Origin of the sequence: Streptomyces polyasparticus (assembly GCF_014493765.1) — a bacterium.
Taxonomy (GTDB): Bacteria; Actinomycetota; Actinomycetes; order Streptomycetales; family Streptomycetaceae; genus Streptomyces; species Streptomyces polyasparticus.
In genome coordinates this window covers 602,305-617,561 of sequence record NZ_JACTVJ010000007.1, presented here as the reverse complement: position 1 = coordinate 617,561, position 15,257 = coordinate 602,305, and the positions used below count along the sequence as shown (strand labels likewise).

Below are 15,257 nucleotides of genomic sequence, written 5' to 3'. Positions count from 1 at the left end.
GTCAGCCCACCGGCGCAAGCTTGGCGATCGCATCCTTCACGGACTGGACCTGGGGGCCGATGATCACCTGCACGTTGTGCGCGTCCAGCTTCACCACACCGACCGCGCCGAGCTTCTTCAGGCGCGCCTCGTCGACGAGGGCGGCGTCCTCGACCGTCATACGGAGCCGGGTGATGCAGTTGTCGAGCGAGGTGATGTTGGCGTGGCCGCCGATCGCCGCGAGGATCGCGACGGGGTCGTACTTGCCGGCGACGAGTTCACCGCTCGGGGCGTCCTCGGCGCTCTCCTCCGCGCTCTCCTCGGCGGCGGGCTCCTCGCGGCCCGGCGTCTTGAGGTCGAAGCGGACGATCGCCCAGCGGAAGAGGAAGTAGTACCCGGCGAACCAGATCGCGGCGATCACCGGCACCAAGTACCACTTGGTGGTGGTCCCTTGGAGCACTCCGAAGACCAGCCAGTCGATGACATTGCCGTCGGTGTTGCCGATGAAGATCCCGAGCACCGCGGCCACCAGGAAGCCGAGTCCGACCAGGACCGCGTGGATCAGGTAGAGCCAGGGCGCGATGAACAGGAAGAGGAATTCCAGGGGTTCGGTGATGCCGCCGACGACACAGGCGACCACACCGGAGACGAGCAGCGCCTTGATCTCGGGGCGCATCTTCTTGTTGGCGCAGTGGTACATCGCGAGGGCCGCGCCCGGGAGTCCGCCGAGGTAGACGGCCATCTTGCCCTGGGACAGGAAGTGCGTGGCCGTGGTGACCTCGCCGGTGGGAGCGGCCTTGCAGCCCAGCTGCGAGTAGAAGAGGTTCAGCGCGCCCGAGACCTGCTCGCCGCAGACCATGCCGGAGCCGCCGACATCGGTGAAGCGGAACATCGCCACGAGGATGTGGTGCAGTCCGATCGGGCGGAGCAGCACCTCGCCCATGCCGAAGAAGAACGGTCCGAAGACACCCGCGTGCCCGATGCCGCGGCCGACGGCGGTGATGCCGCTGTTGAGGGCCGGCCAGACCAGCGGGATCAGCAGGCCGACGAGGCTGAGGACGAGCGCCGAGACGATCGGCACGAAGCGCAGCCCGCCGAAGAAGGCGAGGGCGTCGGGCATCCGCTGGGTGCGGAAGCGGCGGTGCAGTACGGCGACCACGATGCCGACGGCCACCGCGCCGAGCAGCCCCGTATCGATGGACTTGACGCCCAGGACGTCGGCGATGCCGTAGTGGGCGATGACCTTCTCGTCCTCGAAGTCGACGCCCTTGGCGGTGAGGAAGAAGTTCACCGCGAGGTTCAGGGAGGCGAAGCCGACGAAACCGGAGAAGGCGGCGACGCCCTTGTCCTCGCGGGCCAGGCCCAGCGGGATGGCCATCGCGAACATGACGGGCAGGAACTTGAAGGCGACCAGACCGGTGTTGGCCATCCACGTGAAGACGAGATGGAACACCTCGCCCTTGAGGAACGGGAGTTGCTCGGCGACCCGCTCGCTCGACAGCGAGGAGCCGACCCCGAGCATGATGCCGCAGAACGCGAGCAGCGCCACGGGGAGCATGAACGTCTTGCCCAGCCCCTGGAGGAACTCCCAGAGCGCGGCCTTGGTCTTCTTCATACGGCCCATCCTGCACGAGAGGTATAGACCAGATAAGTGACCCTTGTCCGCCTCTGAGCAGCCGAAAGGCCCGGGTTCCGCAGCGGGAACCCGGGCCTGTCACCACAGCTTCACGACCCTTTTCGCAAAGGGGCACGCGCGGTGGACCGCTTGAGCCGCAGTGGACTGCGAGCGGCGGTGGACTACTTGAGCTTGGTGCCCGCCGAGCGCAGCGCCTTCGCGGCCTCGACGACACGCTCGGCCATGCCGGCCTCCGCCTTCTTGCCCCACGTACGCGGGTCGTACAGGCCCTTGACGCCGACCTCGCCGTCGACCTTCAGCATGCCGTCGTAGTTCTTGAACATGTGGTCCACGACGGGACGCGAGAACGCGTACTGCATGTCGGTGTCGAGGTTCTGCTTCACGACGCCGTACTCGAGGGCGGTGTGGATCTCCTCGAGCGTGGAGCCCGAACCGCCGTGGAAGACGAAGTCGAACGGGGAGGTCTTGCCGAACTTCGCGCCGACGCCCTCCTGCAGCTCCTTGAGCAGCTCCGGACGCAGGACGACGTTGCCCGGCTTGTACACGCCGTGCACGTTGCCGAACGAGGCGGCGAGCAGGTAGCGGCCCTTCTCGCCCAGGCCCAGGGCCTCGGCGGTGCGGATCGCGTCGTCGACCGTGGTGTAGAGGTTGTCGTTGATCTCGTGCGAGACACCGTCCTCCTCGCCACCGGTCGGGGTGATCTCGACCTCGAGGATGATCTTCGCGGCGGCGGCCTTCGCGAGCAGCTCCTGGCCGATGGCCAGGTTGTCGGCGAGGGTCTCGGCCGAGCCGTCCCACATGTGCGACTGGAACAGCGGGTTCTCACCGCGGGCCACGCGCTCGGCGGAGATGTCGAGCAGCGGGCGGACGTAGGTGTCCAGCTTGCCCTTGGGGCAGTGGTCGGTGTGCAGCGCCACGGTGATGTCGTACTTCTTGGCGACGACATGCGCGAACTCGGCGAGGGCGACGGCACCCGTGACCATGTCCTTGTTGTGCTGGCCGCCCAGGAACTCGGCGCCACCGGTGGACATCTGGATGATGCCGTCGCTCTCCGCCTCCGCGAGGCCGCGCAGGGCAGCGTGCAGCGTCTGGGACGAGGTCACGTTGATGGCCGGGTAGGCGAACTTGCCTGCCTTCGCCCGGTCGAGCATCTCGTTGTAGACCTCGGGGGTTGCGATGGGCATCTGTCCGCTCCTTGATGTACGCGGGTGGGTGCTTGGCCCTGACCTAGGGCCCCTCACTGAGGGGGGATGACGTCATCGTCGTCCCTATCTTTCCAGACTCGGGGGATTGCTCCAGTCCACGGGCGGACGCGAAACGGGGGACCTAAGTCCCCCGTCTCCGTGCCCGTCAGTCGAGGCCGAGCTCGTCCTTGCCGTACGCGTAGAGATACGGCACTCCGGCGCCGTCCTGGATCTTCTCGGCGGCGCCCGTGGCACGGTCCACGATCGTGGCCACACCGACGACCTCGCCGCCCGCTTCCCGTACCGCCTGCACGGCCTCCAGCGGGGAGCCGCCGGTGGTGGAGGTGTCCTCGACGACCAGGACGCGGCGGCCCTTGATGTCCGGGCCCTCGACACGGCGCTGCAGACCGTGGGCCTTGGCGGCCTTGCGGACCACGAACGCGTCCAGCTTCCGGCCACCGCGAGCGGCGGCGGCGTGCAGCATGGCGCCGGCGACGGGGTCGGCGCCCATCGTCAGGCCGCCGACCGCGTCGAAGTCGAGGTCCGCCGTGAGGTCCAGGAGCACCTGGCCGACCATCGGGGCGGCCTCGCCGTCGAGGGTGATCCGGCGCAGGTCGACGTAGTAGTCGGCCTCGATGCCGGAGGAGAGCGTCACCTTGCCGTGCACGACGGCCTTGTCCTTGATCTGCTGCAGCAGCTCGCCGCGTACGTCAGTCATGAGGATCAGGGTATCCACTCAGCCCCTGCGGCGTTTGAGCAGACCATCCAGCCCCACTCAGCCCCTGCGGCGCTTGAGCAGATCCGAACGGAGTTCGGATGCGGGGGTCCGGGCCGACGCATCAGAGCCGACGCCACGACCACGTCGTCGACGCCTCGAGCGGGTCGATCGGCGTGACCAGACGCGGGTGGGTGTTCAGACCGTTGGGCGGGCCGGTCTGCGGCTCCACGCAGACACCCTCCTGCTGGTGGTCGAAGATCACCACCCACTGCTCGCGGCTCCGCACCCGCAGCTCCAGCTCATCGGCCCACGTCACCGTGACGTCCACACCGTCCGGCATCCCGAAGCAGTCGTCCCAGGGGCTCGGCTGCGGGTCGATGCGCTTGCCCGTCGGCAGATAGTTCTCGCCGCGCTCCTCCTGCCAGGCCGCGTCGAAGTCGATCCGCGCCTCGGCGCCGCCCTCGCGCAGGTGGCGCTTGAACCACGGGTGCCAGCCGATCTGCGCCGGGAAGGAGTCCCCGTACGTCTCGATCCCCATCGTGATCGTCACGCTGTCCTCGGCCAGCGTGAAGACCTGCGTCACGCGGCCGCTCCACGGCCAGGGGTCGATCAGGTCGTACGTGAAGGAGGCCTCGTTCTCCGAGGAGTTCGCAAGCCGCCAGGCCTGGTCGCGCACGGTGCCGTGGATGGCGTGCGGCGGGTCGGTGATCGGCAGCCGGTAGCTCTGACCGCCGCTGCGGAACTGCCCGTTGTCGGTGCGCCCGCACCACGGCACCATCGGGAAGGAGCCGTAGTGGTCGCCCTGCCGCAGCACCTCGGTGCCGTCGATCTGCAGCGAACCGATCCGGCAGCCGTTGCCGCCCTGCACCGTGAGCTTCGTCGCGCCCGCGACCAGCGTGATGTCGTCCTGTGTCGTCACGTCTCGAACCCTAGTCCCGCCTCGCTTACGGCGGCGCAGCACCCTACTTGCGGCGGCGCAGCACCCTGCTCACGACGATGGCTCCCGCCACGGCGAGTGCCGCGGCCGGCGCCACCCAGCGCAGGGTGTCGGTGGCGGCGGAGCCGGCGGGGGCGGGCATGGGGGCGTAGCGGCCGCGCGGCGGGGCGTGGTCGACCTCCTCGGCGCTGCGGCCGATCATCGTGCGGCGCGCGTGCGCGGCCTCGGTGGGCGCCTCCCCGAACACCTCGTCCACCTCTTCGGCGAGCGCCTCGTCGTAGGCGGGGTCGAGGGACGGCGGCGGGACCTCCGTCTCGAATACGGAGGAGGGGGTGTCGTCCGTGGCCTCGGCGGGCGTGGCCTCGGTGTCCGTGGCCTCGGCGGGCGTGGCCTCGGCGGAGGGGGCGTCGTCCTCGGTCAGGCCGGGGCCATCGGTGGGGAGGCCGGCTTCGTCGACGTCTCCCGTGACGGGCTCGGCGGCGTCGCCCGCCTCTTGCGCGGAGGGCTGGGCGGAGGGCTGAGTGGAGGACTCGGCGGGCGCCTCGGCGGCGTCGGGTCCGTCCTTGGCCGCGGGCTCGGCCACCGTCGTCTGCGCCGCCACCTCGCCGAGCCGCTCGGCGAACCGGGTCAGCAGCCTGCGGGCCGCCGAGTCCACCGCGGCCTCGTCCGCCTCGGCGGCCCGGCCGTCGGCCTTGGCGCCGCCGCTGAACGCCAGCGTCGTACCGCCCTCGGCCGCCACGAGGCGCAGCTTCAGGGCGAGTTGGACGGAACCGGAGCCGCGCACCTCGGCCGCCTCGCCCTCGATGGCGTACGCGCCACCGCGTCGGGCGACCTTCGCGGAACCGCGGTAGGTGATGGTGTGGCCGCCGATCCGCACCTTGAGCCGGCCTTCGAGCGGCTCACCGTCCGCGGCGCGCTGCAGCCCCGGAACACTCCGGGCCACTTGCCCGGGGTCCCCCAGCACGCGCCGCACTTCGCTTTCGGCCACGGGTACGAACACCTCAAGCTCCATGCTTCGCGAGCCTACTCGGGTGGTTCGCGCGGGGGCAGTGGTTCTGAGCGTTCGGGGCACTCAGCCCCTGCGGTCGGCGGGGGCTGGGGGCGCAGCCCCCAGCGGCCCCACCCACCCTGAGGGCTCCCGTCAACGGGTTCCGGGGAGCCCCACCCCCAGCCCCTGCGGCGCTTGAGCAGATCCGGCCGAAGGCCGGATGCGGGGCCCGGGGCGGAGCCCCGGTTTCGGCAAGGGGCGGGGCGGGGAGAGAGGCCCGCCGCAGGCGCACCCGGCCGCAGACGGCAATGCACCCGCACCCCCGAGGGCGGGGGCTTCGCCCCCTGCACCCCCGCACCGCGGCCCACCCACAGCACCGCGCAGGCACCCACGCCGGCCCGGACAAACCCCACCCACCCTCAAAACCGCGGATGCACCAACGTCGACGGCCCCACAACCACCCGCGTCCGCTCCGCCGCCCGGGCCCCCGCCCGCAGCACCCCCTCGCTCAGCGACCGGTAGCGGTACGAGGGGTCGAGGGCCAGTCCCGGACGCGAGCGGCCCGCGAGGACGAAGCCCCAGTCACGCGGCACGGGCGCGGCAGACCCCCGGTCGGGCCCCGCCGCGAACCCCGCGAGCCGCCCGCCCGCGCTGTACGGCACGGTCGCAAGGCCCGCCGCCCGCACACTCGCGTCCACCGTCCAGAACGCCCGCGGCCGCGTGCTCACCGACCCCGCGTGCACCGCGAGCCGGCCGCCCGGCGCGAGCACCTGCCCCGCGAGCCCGAAGAACTCCTGCGAATAGAGCTTCGTGGAGGCCGTGATCCCCGGATCCGGCAGATCGGAGATCACCACGTCGTACGCGTCCGTCCGCGCCCCCCGCAGCCACTGGAAGGCATCCGCCTGGACCACCCGCACCCGCCCGTCCTCGAACGCACGCCGGTTCAGCGCCACGAGCGCCGGATCCCGCCGCGCCAACTCCACGACCTGCGGGTCGAGTTCCACCACGTCGACCCTGCGTACGCCGGAATGCCGCAGCACTTCCCGTAACGCCAGACCGTCCCCGCCCCCGAGCACGAGCACCCGCCCGTGCGCCCCCGCCATCGCCGGCTGCACCAGCGCCTCGTGATAGCGGTGCTCGTCGCGTCCGCTGACCCGCAGCCGCCCGTCCAGGAAGAGGTTCAGGGGGCCGGTGGCCGGGCCCGTGAGCACGACTTCCTGTACGTCGGTCTGGACCGCGACGCGGACGTCCGACCCGTACACCGCACGGCGCGCGGCCCGTTCGAAGTCGTCCACGAGCACGGCCGCGGCGGCGAGCAGCGCGAGCACCGCGAGGTTGACGAACAGCAGCAGCCGGCGGCTGCGGCGGGTCAGATCGCGCCGGAAGAGCCACAGGACGAGCGCGCCGCCCGCGACCGCGTTCACCGCGCCGGTGAGCAGCGCGCCCGTCAGCTGCCCGAACAGCGGGAGCAGCAGGAACGGAAACGCCAGGCCGCCGACCAGCGCCCCGACATAGTCCGCCGCGAACAGATCCGCGACCGCCCCACCCGCGTCCTGCCGGCGGATCCGCTGGATCAGCGTCATCAGAAGGGGGACCTCGGCGCCGATCAGGATCCCGATGGCCAGCGAGAACGTCACGAGCAGGGCCCGCGCCTCACCGCCCCAGACGAACCCCGCGTACAGGGCCATCGCGCTGCCCCCGCCGACCAGCGCGAGCACGGCCTCGATCATGCCGAACCCGGCGGCGGCCCGGCAGCGCAGACGCTTCGCGGCCAGCGACCCGATGCCCATCGCGAAGACCATCACGGACAGGACTACGGAGGCCTGCGTGACGGAGTCGCCGATCAAGTACGAGCCGAGGGCGACCAGTTCGAGCTCGTAGACGAGTCCGCAGGCCGCGCAGATGAAGACGCCCAGGAGCACCAGGAACCGGCCGGTGCGCGCGGACACCGGCAGGCAGGCGTCGACGGCCGCCTCCCTGGGCGGCGGAACGCCCGGAGATGCGGGCAGGGGCGGTTCGATCACGTTGCGAACGCTACGTCACGATGCATGGACAGCCTGTCACCCACACGGCTTAACTCGACGCCCTGAGGGTTGAGTTGCCGAACACCTGACGGCCGGGAGGCCGAACAGGCAGCTCAGACGACCGCAGGCTGCCGCACCCCGACCCGCGTGCGGGTCGCGACCAGCTGCCCTTCCTGGGGGTACGCGTGCCAGGTGCGCCAGTGCACCTGCGAGGGGTTGTCCGGGTGCCGCTGGACGAGCAGCGCGGTGAACGCGTGCGGGCTGCCGGGGAAGACCCCGGCGAGCCCGTTCGGGTGATCGGCGACCAGGGCGAGCAGCTCCTGGGCGCGCCCCGCGAACGAGCCGCGCGAGAGGGTCTCGACGCGCGCCGCGAACTCGTACTCCCAGTCGCCCACCCGTTTGGCGACCCCCAGCGGCAGCGGCGTACTGCTGCCCGGCATGCACGCGACGGTCTCCGAACACGTGCCCTCCTCCTGGTCGAGGAGCACCTGGTGCGAGGCGCCGAGCAGCCGCAACTGCACCTTGGCGTCCGCCAGTTCGAGATCGAGGACGGCGAGCGCCGGCAGCGGCTCGCGGCCGAGCGCCCAGGCGAGATCGGCCGCGCGCGTGTCGGTGTAGGTGGTCTGGAGGGTGGTGAGCATGGGTCGGCTCCGCAAACACGCAGTGGGAAGTGGGGCGGACCTGGCACTTGGTGGCACTTGGGCTTGGCTCTTGCGGTCCGGGCTGCGTCGACAGGTGAAAGGGAATCATGAAGGGGAGCGCTGCCACAGCGTTTTTACCCAACTTCGTGGGGTTTCCATCCCCCCGAGGGCCCCACAGTTCAACTGTTCTCCACAGTTCAACAAGCCGGGGCCCGACGGGAGTTCTCCCCCGCCGGGCCCCTGGGTGTGGCGACTATGCCGGATGCATTCCCCCTGGCAGATGCCACGTTCGGACCGGCTGCCCCGTGTCAGCCGCCTCCGTCGTGACACATACGGCGGTCCGCGCCCCCGTCGCCCGCGGACCGCCCCGAAGGCCTGGTCAGCTGCCTCCGCCGCCGCATCCCCCGCCACCGCCGCACGACGACCCTCCGCCGCACGACGAGCCTCCTCCGCAGCCCCCGCCGCTTCCGCTCCCGCTTCCGCCCGAGCCGGCCCAGCCGCTGCGCCGCCGCCGCGCCGGCGTACCGGACGACCTCGACCCGTACGTACCGACCAGCACCAAGGCCACGAACACGACGCCGATTGCGATGACAATCCCCACGGAGACCACCCCCGCCTCTCTGTCCCCCGAAGCGGTCACCCCGCTTCTTGCGTGCGGTGGGGATGCCCGCCCTCACACCGACCCAAAGCGGAGTTGAGGAACTTCAGAGGTTTCCGCACCTTCCCGACTGTGGCGGACCGGGCCAGGATGGCCCGCATGCCGGAGACGAGCGCGCCAGCCGGGCAATCCGTGGACGATGCCGGGGAGGGCCCGGTGCGCCGGGGGTGGATCACGCGGCGCCGGGCCATCTGGGGCCTGGTCATCGGCATCGTCGCGGCCGCCGTGGCCGTACTCCTGGCGGGCCGGGCGTGGCTGGACGGATTCCGGCCGCTCGCGGCGGGTCAGCTCGACGCGACCTCGTCGACCGACGCCTGGGAAGTGGACTCGTTCCTCTTCGACAACCGGGCTCTGCTGGTCAGGAACGAATATGGGGCCACGGTCACCCTGCACCAGGAGATCCACAACGTCGGTTCGCGCGGCATCGAGATCCTCGACCCCGGTCCTGCGCTGGCCGACTGGCGTGAGAGCAATGCACCGTGCGCCTGGCAGCCGGTGCGGGCGCGCTTCTTCGTCATGGACGGGGAGGTGGCCACGCGGGCTCTTGAGGTCCCCTTCGACCTCGAACCGGGGAAGTCGTTCATGCTCGAACTGACCGGCCGGATCGGCGAACCCGGCTGCGACGGCCCCAAGAGCGCTTACGTCGGCTCCGAGATCAACATCCCCCTGCGCTTCGGTGTCCTCGGCATCTCGCGCACCCAGAGCGTCCCGCTCGACCTGATGATCTGGGAGACCGACGAACCCGAGCGGGGCCTCAACCTGAGCGTCAGGAAGCTCGAAGCGGACTGAGCGAAAAGGAGGGAGCGACGAGCGAGGTCCAGGGGCCCGCCCGCTTGAGCCGCACCCCCGCCCCGGCGCAGGATGGCCGCCATGACCGCAGCCGCAGCCCGCCCGTTCCTCAATGCCCACCTCGCCGAATTCGGGACCACGATCTTCGCCGAGATGTCCGCGCTCGCCGTCCGGACCGGCGCCATCAATCTCGGCCAGGGTTTCCCGGACACCGACGGCCCCGAGTCCGTACGGGAAGCGGCCGTGCGCGCGCTGCGGGACGGGCGCGGGAACCAGTACCCGCCGGGCCCCGGCGTGCCCGAGCTGCGGCAGGCGATCGCCGCGCATCAGCAGACGCGTTACGGACTCCCGTACGACCCGGACCGCGAAGTCCTCGTGACCGCGGGCGCCACCGAGGCGATCGCCGCCTCGCTGCTCGCGCTGGTGGCCCCCGGCGACGAAGTCGTCGCCCTGGAGCCGTACTACGACTCGTATGCCGCCTGCATCGCGATGGCCGGCGGCCGGCGCGTGCCGGTGACGCTGCGCCCGGACGAGACGGGCTTCCGCCTCGACCTGGACGAGCTGCGCGACGCGATCACCGACCGCACCCGCCTGATCCTGCTCAACACCCCGCACAACCCCACCGGCACGGTCCTGACCCGCGCGGAGCTCACCGCGATCGCCGAACTCGCCGTCGAGCGCGACCTCCTGGTCATCACCGACGAGGTCTACGAGCACCTGGTCTTCGACGGCGAGCACATCCCGCTCGCCTCCCTGCCCGGCATGCGCGAGCGCACCGTCACCATCTCGTCCTCGGGAAAGTCCCTGTCCTTCACGGGCTGGAAGGTCGGCTGGGTCAACCCCCTTTCGCACACCCGTTTCGCAACCTGCGCCTGATCCAGGCTTCGCGCGTCCGCCAGGATGGTCCCGGGACGATCTGCGTCACGCACGAGGAGATGGTGGGGACATGGGCGACAGGCCACTGCTGAACCGCAGGCTGGACGGCTTCGGCACGACGATCTTCGCGGAGATGTCGGCGCTCGCGGTGAAGACCGGGGCGATCAACCTGGGCCAGGGCTTCCCCGACACCGACGGCCCCGAGGTCGTACGCGAGGCAGCAGTCCGCGCCCTGCGCGACGGCCGCGGCAACCAGTACCCGCCCGGCCCCGGCGTCCCTGAGCTACGTACCGCCGTGGCCGAGCACCAGCAGCGCTTCTACAGGCTGGCCTTCGATCCCGACACCGAGGTCCTGGTCACCGCGGGCGCGACCGAGGCCATCGCCGCCACGATGCTCGCGCTCCTTGAGCCCGGCGACGAGGTCATCGCCTTCGAGCCTTACTACGACTCCTATGCCGCGACGATCGCGATGGCCGGCGCCCACCGCGTCCCGCTCACGTTGCGCGCCCCCGACTTCCGTCCCGACCTCGACACTCTGCGCGACGCGATCACCGACCGCACACGCCTACTACTCCTCAACTCCCCGCACAACCCGACCGGCATGGTCCTCACCCGCGACGAGCTCACCGCGATCGCCGAACTCGCCGTCGAACGCGACCTGATCGTGGTCACGGATGAGGTCTACGAACACCTGGTCTTCGACGGCGAACACATCCCGCTCATCTCGCTCCCGGGCATGCGCGACCGCACGGTCTCCATCTCCTCCTCCGGGAAGACCTTCTCGTTCACAGGATGGAAGGTTGGCTGGATCACCGCCGCCGGTCCCCTGATCGCAGCGATCCGCACGGCCAAGCAGTTCCTGACCTACGTCTCCGCAGGCCCGTTCCAGTACGCGATCGCCGAGGCTCTACGCCTGCCCGACAGCTACTTCACGGACTTCCGCGCCAGCCTGGCAGCCAAGCGCGAGATCCTCTCTGATGGCCTGATCGCGGCGGGCTTCGAGGTCTACCGCCCCCAGGGCACGTACTTCATCACGACCGACGTCGCCAAGCTCGGCGAACAGGACGCCCTCGCCTTCTGCCGTTCGCTGCCCGAGCGGTGTGGCGTGGTCGCTGTACCCAACTCCGTCTTCTACGACGATAGGGAGGCTGGCCGCAGCCAGGTCCGATTCGCCTTCTGCAAGCGGACCGATGTGGTAGAAGAAGCAATCCGAAGGTTGTCTCAGTTGCGGAAGTGAGCCCCACCCGACCAAAGACGCAGGTAGGCGGGGCTCTGAGCCGCTTAGAAGGGACTCTCCAGCTCCCCGGGCATCGGCCCGGGTGTCAGCTCTGCCGCGTGGTCAGGGCAGGCGTAGAGCGTGGTCCCCGGGCCACTCGTGCTCTCAATCCAGCGGACGGGCACGGGCGCATTCGTGACCTTGTGGCACTTGATGCACAGGGCCACGTCATTGACGCCGGGTCTGGCGGTGAGCCTTTCGCGCGTCACGCTGCACCGCCCAGATTCGCGGCCACGAGTCGTCCCGGGTACGGCGCCCCGGGAAAGTCGTAGTCCACGCCGATGGCAGCGAAGCGAGCGGCGTACCGGCGTTCACGCTGCACAGGTGTGAGCGGAAGAGTGTCGTCTTCTCGCGACCGGAAGACAGCACGCACCTGGGCGCTACTGGGCCCCGTCCATGGCCTGGCCCAGGGGTCCATGATCGGCTTCGGGGCGTACGCGCTGAGATACCGGACGGAGTGCCTGCCGGGCGTTTGCCGGCGAGTGCAGGGCAGTACGGAGAGCACCCAGATAAGGGCACGGGCGATAGCATCGCGCATGGTCGTTCAGCTCCTACTTAGCTGAGTCGGCAAGCCCCGAGCGGACCGGGCCTAATCGGTCTCTCGGGGCGTTTTGTGTTCGCAGCATCACGCTAAGCCAACACGTCTAACTCGTCTACCTGTCTAACTCATCTGCCTGTCTAAGTCGCCCAACATTGCCCCGTTGTCTACGCTTCCCCCATGCCTGAGCGCCCTAGGGACCTACACGCCCCCCACGCCCCGTACATGCGGGTAGTGGACGCGCTCATTGACGAGATCAAGAGCAAGAAGCCGGGCGATCCAATTTCGTCTGAAGCTGAGCTGTGCGAGCGGCACAAGGTTGCCCGCGAGACCGCCCGTCGGGCCGTGCGTGTCCTTCGCGAGCGTGGGCTAGTCGAAACGTTGTGGGGCAAGGGCTCGTTCGTAGCCGGTCCCGCGGAGCCCACCAGCAACCACTAGCGCCCGGGACAGTGGCGACACCCTCAGCGGGTGTACCGCGCCACGGTGTACGCCACGGGACCGGTGAGCCCCATTCCGGGCCCATCCGTCATGTCCACCACTTCGAACCCGGCTGCCGTCGCGTACTGCTCTAGTTCACGAGGGAACAGGACCCGACGCGTGATCTCGTCGCTCACACGTTCACCGGCTGGGAAGACCCATTCCCGGTGCATGGTGTTGATCTGGGTCCGGAGGTCCCACGCGTACCGGATCGTGACACTTGCGGGCCCGTCCGGAGTGTCCACCGTGGATTGGGTCGGCTCAGGTTGGGTGACCGGCCACACTGGCGAGCAGAGCACCAGGATTGCCCCGGCCCGCGCGTGCGCCGCGAACGTCGCGAACACGCGCCCGATGTTGTAGTTGTCGTGGACGTACGCAAGGGAGTTCCCCAAGCACGTCACGGCGTCCATGCGCTTCCAAAGCCGCACTGTCCGCATGTCTCCCGCACGGAAGTCCAGCTCCGGACGCACGCGCCGGGCGTACTCCACCATGCCTGGCTGAAGATCTACTCCAACGCACTCGTAGCGTTTGGCGAGAACTTCAACGTCACGCCCGGTACCGCATCCGAAGTCCACGAGCGTGGTTGCGTCGGGGCGGTGGCGTTCGATCAGCTCTAGGCATGTCTCTGCGCTGCCGGTGTCCGACTGCACCGCGTCATACAGCGCCGGATTCCGGTAGAAGACGTTGGTACCTTCCATGCACCTAGCTTCCATGTCGGGACTGGTCATGTGAGTGCCCGCAACCCAACTTCCAGTGCGAGCACGTCGCACAACAGATCAGGGACAACGGATGCGCTCTTGGCATCCTGACGCGCCTGGGCGAGTCTCTTCGGGTCCACGTAACCCAGATCCACAAGAACCGAGTCCCCCAACATGGCGTCCAACTCCGGCAGCCCGTACATGCGTAACCCGGCTTCCATGACCGCAAGGAAGTTCTCCGGCTCAGCCGGCGCCGCTACCGAGTCGGACAATCCTGCGCGTCGAAGGCGGCTACGGAACATGGCCTTGCCCCGCTTGTACTCATGCGGAAGCTGCTCCATGAACCGAACGATGCGAGGGTCCACGAGCGGGCTTACCGGCCAGATTCCCCGTCTGAGGTAACCAGGATTGTGCATCCCGAAGCCCATCAATGTCGGGAGCGGCAACACCGACATGGGCGCAAGCGCCTCGTTCACGTCGGTAATGGCTTCAACGGCTCGTCTGCCCAGCCACGGCACCGAAGGGGGATCAGGTAATTGAACGTCTGTCCGTGAGTGGTGGGCGTTGATCTCGTCACCCCCGCTCCCCGTGAACATGACTTCACACCCTCGTGTGGCTGCCTGATCACGTAGCACGTCGAAAGCCTCCTGATAGAACGCCCCGGCAGGATCATGTGGACGCCGGGCGGCTCGTACACCACCCGAGACAAACGGCGGGTGTTGCAGTGCCGGAATCGCTGAGTCCCGGAACCCGCATAGCTCCGCCAACGCGGCTCTTCGCACACGTTGTTGAACGCCGATGGCCCCACCCACGAGCAGTCCAAAGCTGTGCGCTCGAGGGAAGCCCACAGCACGAACGGAGAGCGCGACATTGCCGGAGTCGGCCCCACCGGACAATTCAACTCCGACACACTCCACGCCTGTGGACGCTTGGCGGACTACGTGGTTCAAGAGCCCATCGAAGGCGTCCACTGGGTCGAGATCAGCTCGTAACTTCCGTGGCTCAAGGACGTGTTCGGCAGGCTCCGGGTAATGCACGCTGAGTCCAGCAGCGTTGAAGACCACGCTGGCACGCTCCGTGAGGCGGTACACACCTTCAAAGAGAGTGTCTGCGGTGTACCTGTGTTGTCGGGTCAAGGTACGAGCGACCACCCGCGGGACCAACCGGTCCGTTCGGATATACGGACGCAAGTCTGCAATGTCCCATGATCCGTACAGCTCCTCACCGTCCGCGACGACGTAGACAGGGGCGGTACCGAACGCGCCTGCCGCCAACTGAACCTCTTCGGGGGCCATCGTCAGCGACACGTAATCGTTCTGCTCCCTACCTTCTTCCCGCACGATCACGTTGACCCAGTTCGGCGCGCGATCGTCGTTGAACTCGGTGACGAGCACCGACAGGTTCGCCGGTTTGATCCAGCTTGCTCCCGTGGTCCACACCCCTCCGAACAGCGTCCAGTTCGGCTCACGAAGATCCCGCAAGCGCAGGTGCATAGAGATCACTCGGCTACTCCTCCACGTGGAGCGGCGGGGCGTGGCTGAATCAGCCCCACCCCGCCGCACATAGGAACTGGTGATCGTCAGGCGGTCATGGAGCAGTGATCGCCGTTGTTGTCGCCACCGCCGGGCATCTTGTCCATGAGCCCGGCGTCCGTGCTCGGCACTCCGGTGACCAGTTCGCCGGTGAACAGTTCGTCAACGTTCACGGTGCATCTCCTAGGGTTGTTACTACTCCGTGGCGGACGCCACGAAGTGGAACCCGTCCGGCTGCCTTGCACTAGAAGGTTGGGCAGTCGGGCGGGGGCTCATCGGTGGTAGCGCTGCCCAGGCGGCAAAACC

Annotated in this window: 13 protein-coding genes and 1 pseudogene; 4 read left to right on the top strand and 10 right to left on the bottom strand. The window is 69.1% G+C overall.

All coding sequences use genetic code 11. From position 1 onward, the window contains the following. Position 1: 1 nt before the first annotated feature. From malX to H9Y04_RS18390, 7 genes are all read right to left on the bottom strand, one after another. On the bottom strand, positions 2-1,594 hold the full coding sequence (malX, locus tag H9Y04_RS18420) for a maltose/glucose-specific PTS transporter subunit IIBC (protein ID WP_187814955.1): 1,593 nt from the start codon (positions 1,592-1,594) through the stop codon (positions 2-4). Between the two features lie 182 nt (positions 1,595-1,776). Beyond that, positions 1,777-2,799 (bottom strand): class II fructose-bisphosphate aldolase, encoded by a 1,023-nt coding sequence (gene fbaA / locus H9Y04_RS18415; RefSeq protein ID WP_187814954.1) that lies wholly within the window; start codon positions 2,797-2,799, stop codon positions 1,777-1,779. 166 nt (positions 2,800-2,965) lie between these two features. Further along, a complete protein-coding gene (gene pyrE / locus H9Y04_RS18410) occupies positions 2,966-3,517 on the bottom strand; it encodes an orotate phosphoribosyltransferase (protein ID WP_187814953.1) in 552 nt (183 codons plus the stop codon). Between the two features lie 121 nt (positions 3,518-3,638). Continuing rightward, complete coding sequence (locus H9Y04_RS18405) at positions 3,639-4,436, bottom strand: aldose epimerase family protein (RefSeq protein WP_187814952.1); 798 nt, start codon at positions 4,434-4,436, stop codon at positions 3,639-3,641. Between the two features lie 43 nt (positions 4,437-4,479). Beyond that, on the bottom strand, positions 4,480-5,466 hold the full coding sequence (locus H9Y04_RS18400) for an SRPBCC domain-containing protein (RefSeq protein WP_187814951.1): 987 nt from the start codon (positions 5,464-5,466) through the stop codon (positions 4,480-4,482). A 395-nt stretch (positions 5,467-5,861) separates the two neighbouring features. After that, positions 5,862-7,466: a polyamine aminopropyltransferase gene (locus H9Y04_RS18395; RefSeq protein ID WP_187814950.1), complete on the bottom strand. Its 1,605-nt coding sequence runs from the start codon at positions 7,464-7,466 to the stop codon at positions 5,862-5,864. A gap of 113 nt (positions 7,467-7,579) precedes the next feature. Then, on the bottom strand, positions 7,580-8,107 hold the full coding sequence (locus tag H9Y04_RS18390; protein ID WP_187814949.1) for a DUF2617 family protein: 528 nt from the start codon (positions 8,105-8,107) through the stop codon (positions 7,580-7,582). A 757-nt stretch (positions 8,108-8,864) separates the two neighbouring features. Here H9Y04_RS18390 and H9Y04_RS18385 point away from each other — a divergent pair. The 4 genes and pseudogenes from H9Y04_RS18385 (at position 8,865) to H9Y04_RS18370 (ending at position 12,682) form a co-directional block, all read left to right on the top strand. Continuing rightward, the gene (locus tag H9Y04_RS18385) at positions 8,865-9,554 is read left to right on the top strand and encodes a hypothetical protein (protein ID WP_187814948.1); all 690 of its coding nucleotides are present in this window, start codon (positions 8,865-8,867) and stop codon (positions 9,552-9,554) included. A gap of 72 nt (positions 9,555-9,626) precedes the next feature. Beyond that, positions 9,627-10,391: pseudogene (locus H9Y04_RS18380) on the top strand (aminotransferase class I/II-fold pyridoxal phosphate-dependent enzyme); the annotation flags it as partial. Positions 10,392-10,500: 109 nt separating this feature from the next. Then, on the top strand, positions 10,501-11,667 hold the full coding sequence (locus H9Y04_RS18375; RefSeq protein ID WP_187814947.1) for a pyridoxal phosphate-dependent aminotransferase: 1,167 nt from the start codon (positions 10,501-10,503) through the stop codon (positions 11,665-11,667). A 757-nt stretch (positions 11,668-12,424) separates the two neighbouring features. Next, on the top strand, positions 12,425-12,682 hold the full coding sequence (locus H9Y04_RS18370; RefSeq protein WP_306660148.1) for a winged helix-turn-helix domain-containing protein: 258 nt from the start codon (positions 12,425-12,427) through the stop codon (positions 12,680-12,682). Positions 12,683-12,705: 23 nt separating this feature from the next. Here H9Y04_RS18370 and H9Y04_RS18365 read toward each other — a convergent pair whose 3' ends face one another. The 3 genes from H9Y04_RS18365 to H9Y04_RS47515 all read right to left on the bottom strand — a co-directional run bounded on the left by H9Y04_RS18365 (position 12,706) and on the right by H9Y04_RS47515 (position 15,124). Further along, positions 12,706-13,419 (bottom strand): class I SAM-dependent methyltransferase, encoded by a 714-nt coding sequence (locus H9Y04_RS18365; RefSeq protein ID WP_236070959.1) that lies wholly within the window; start codon positions 13,417-13,419, stop codon positions 12,706-12,708. A 26-nt stretch (positions 13,420-13,445) separates the two neighbouring features. Further along, positions 13,446-14,912 (bottom strand): asparagine synthetase B family protein, encoded by a 1,467-nt coding sequence (locus H9Y04_RS18360; RefSeq protein ID WP_187815125.1) that lies wholly within the window; start codon positions 14,910-14,912, stop codon positions 13,446-13,448. An 86-nt stretch (positions 14,913-14,998) separates the two neighbouring features. Next, entirely contained in the window at positions 14,999-15,124 is a 126-nt protein-coding gene (locus H9Y04_RS47515) for a hypothetical protein (RefSeq protein WP_268980488.1), read from the bottom strand. Positions 15,125-15,257 lie beyond the last annotated feature (133 nt).

What these genes read in the sequence shown, in the direction of transcription:
- malX (WP_187814955.1), bottom strand. Translation starts at nt 1,594, where the DNA reads ATGAAGAAGACCAAGGCCGCGCTCTGGGAGTTCCTCCAGGGGCTGGGC.
- fbaA (WP_187814954.1), bottom strand. Translation starts at nt 2,799, where the DNA reads ATGCCCATCGCAACCCCCGAGGTCTACAACGAGATGCTCGACCGGGCG.
- pyrE (WP_187814953.1), bottom strand. Translation starts at nt 3,517, where the DNA reads ATGACTGACGTACGCGGCGAGCTGCTGCAGCAGATCAAGGACAAGGCC.
- H9Y04_RS18400 (WP_187814951.1), bottom strand. Translation starts at nt 5,466, where the DNA reads ATGGAGCTTGAGGTGTTCGTACCCGTGGCCGAAAGCGAAGTGCGGCGC.
- H9Y04_RS18390 (WP_187814949.1), bottom strand. Translation starts at nt 8,107, where the DNA reads ATGCTCACCACCCTCCAGACCACCTACACCGACACGCGCGCGGCCGAT.
- H9Y04_RS18385 (WP_187814948.1), top strand. Translation starts at nt 8,865, where the DNA reads ATGCCGGAGACGAGCGCGCCAGCCGGGCAATCCGTGGACGATGCCGGG.
- H9Y04_RS18375 (WP_187814947.1), top strand. Translation starts at nt 10,501, where the DNA reads ATGGGCGACAGGCCACTGCTGAACCGCAGGCTGGACGGCTTCGGCACG.
- H9Y04_RS18370 (WP_306660148.1), top strand. Translation starts at nt 12,425, where the DNA reads ATGCCTGAGCGCCCTAGGGACCTACACGCCCCCCACGCCCCGTACATG.
- H9Y04_RS18365 (WP_236070959.1), bottom strand. Translation starts at nt 13,419, where the DNA reads ATGGAAGGTACCAACGTCTTCTACCGGAATCCGGCGCTGTATGACGCG.
- H9Y04_RS18360 (WP_187815125.1), bottom strand. Translation starts at nt 14,912, where the DNA reads ATGCACCTGCGCTTGCGGGATCTTCGTGAGCCGAACTGGACGCTGTTC.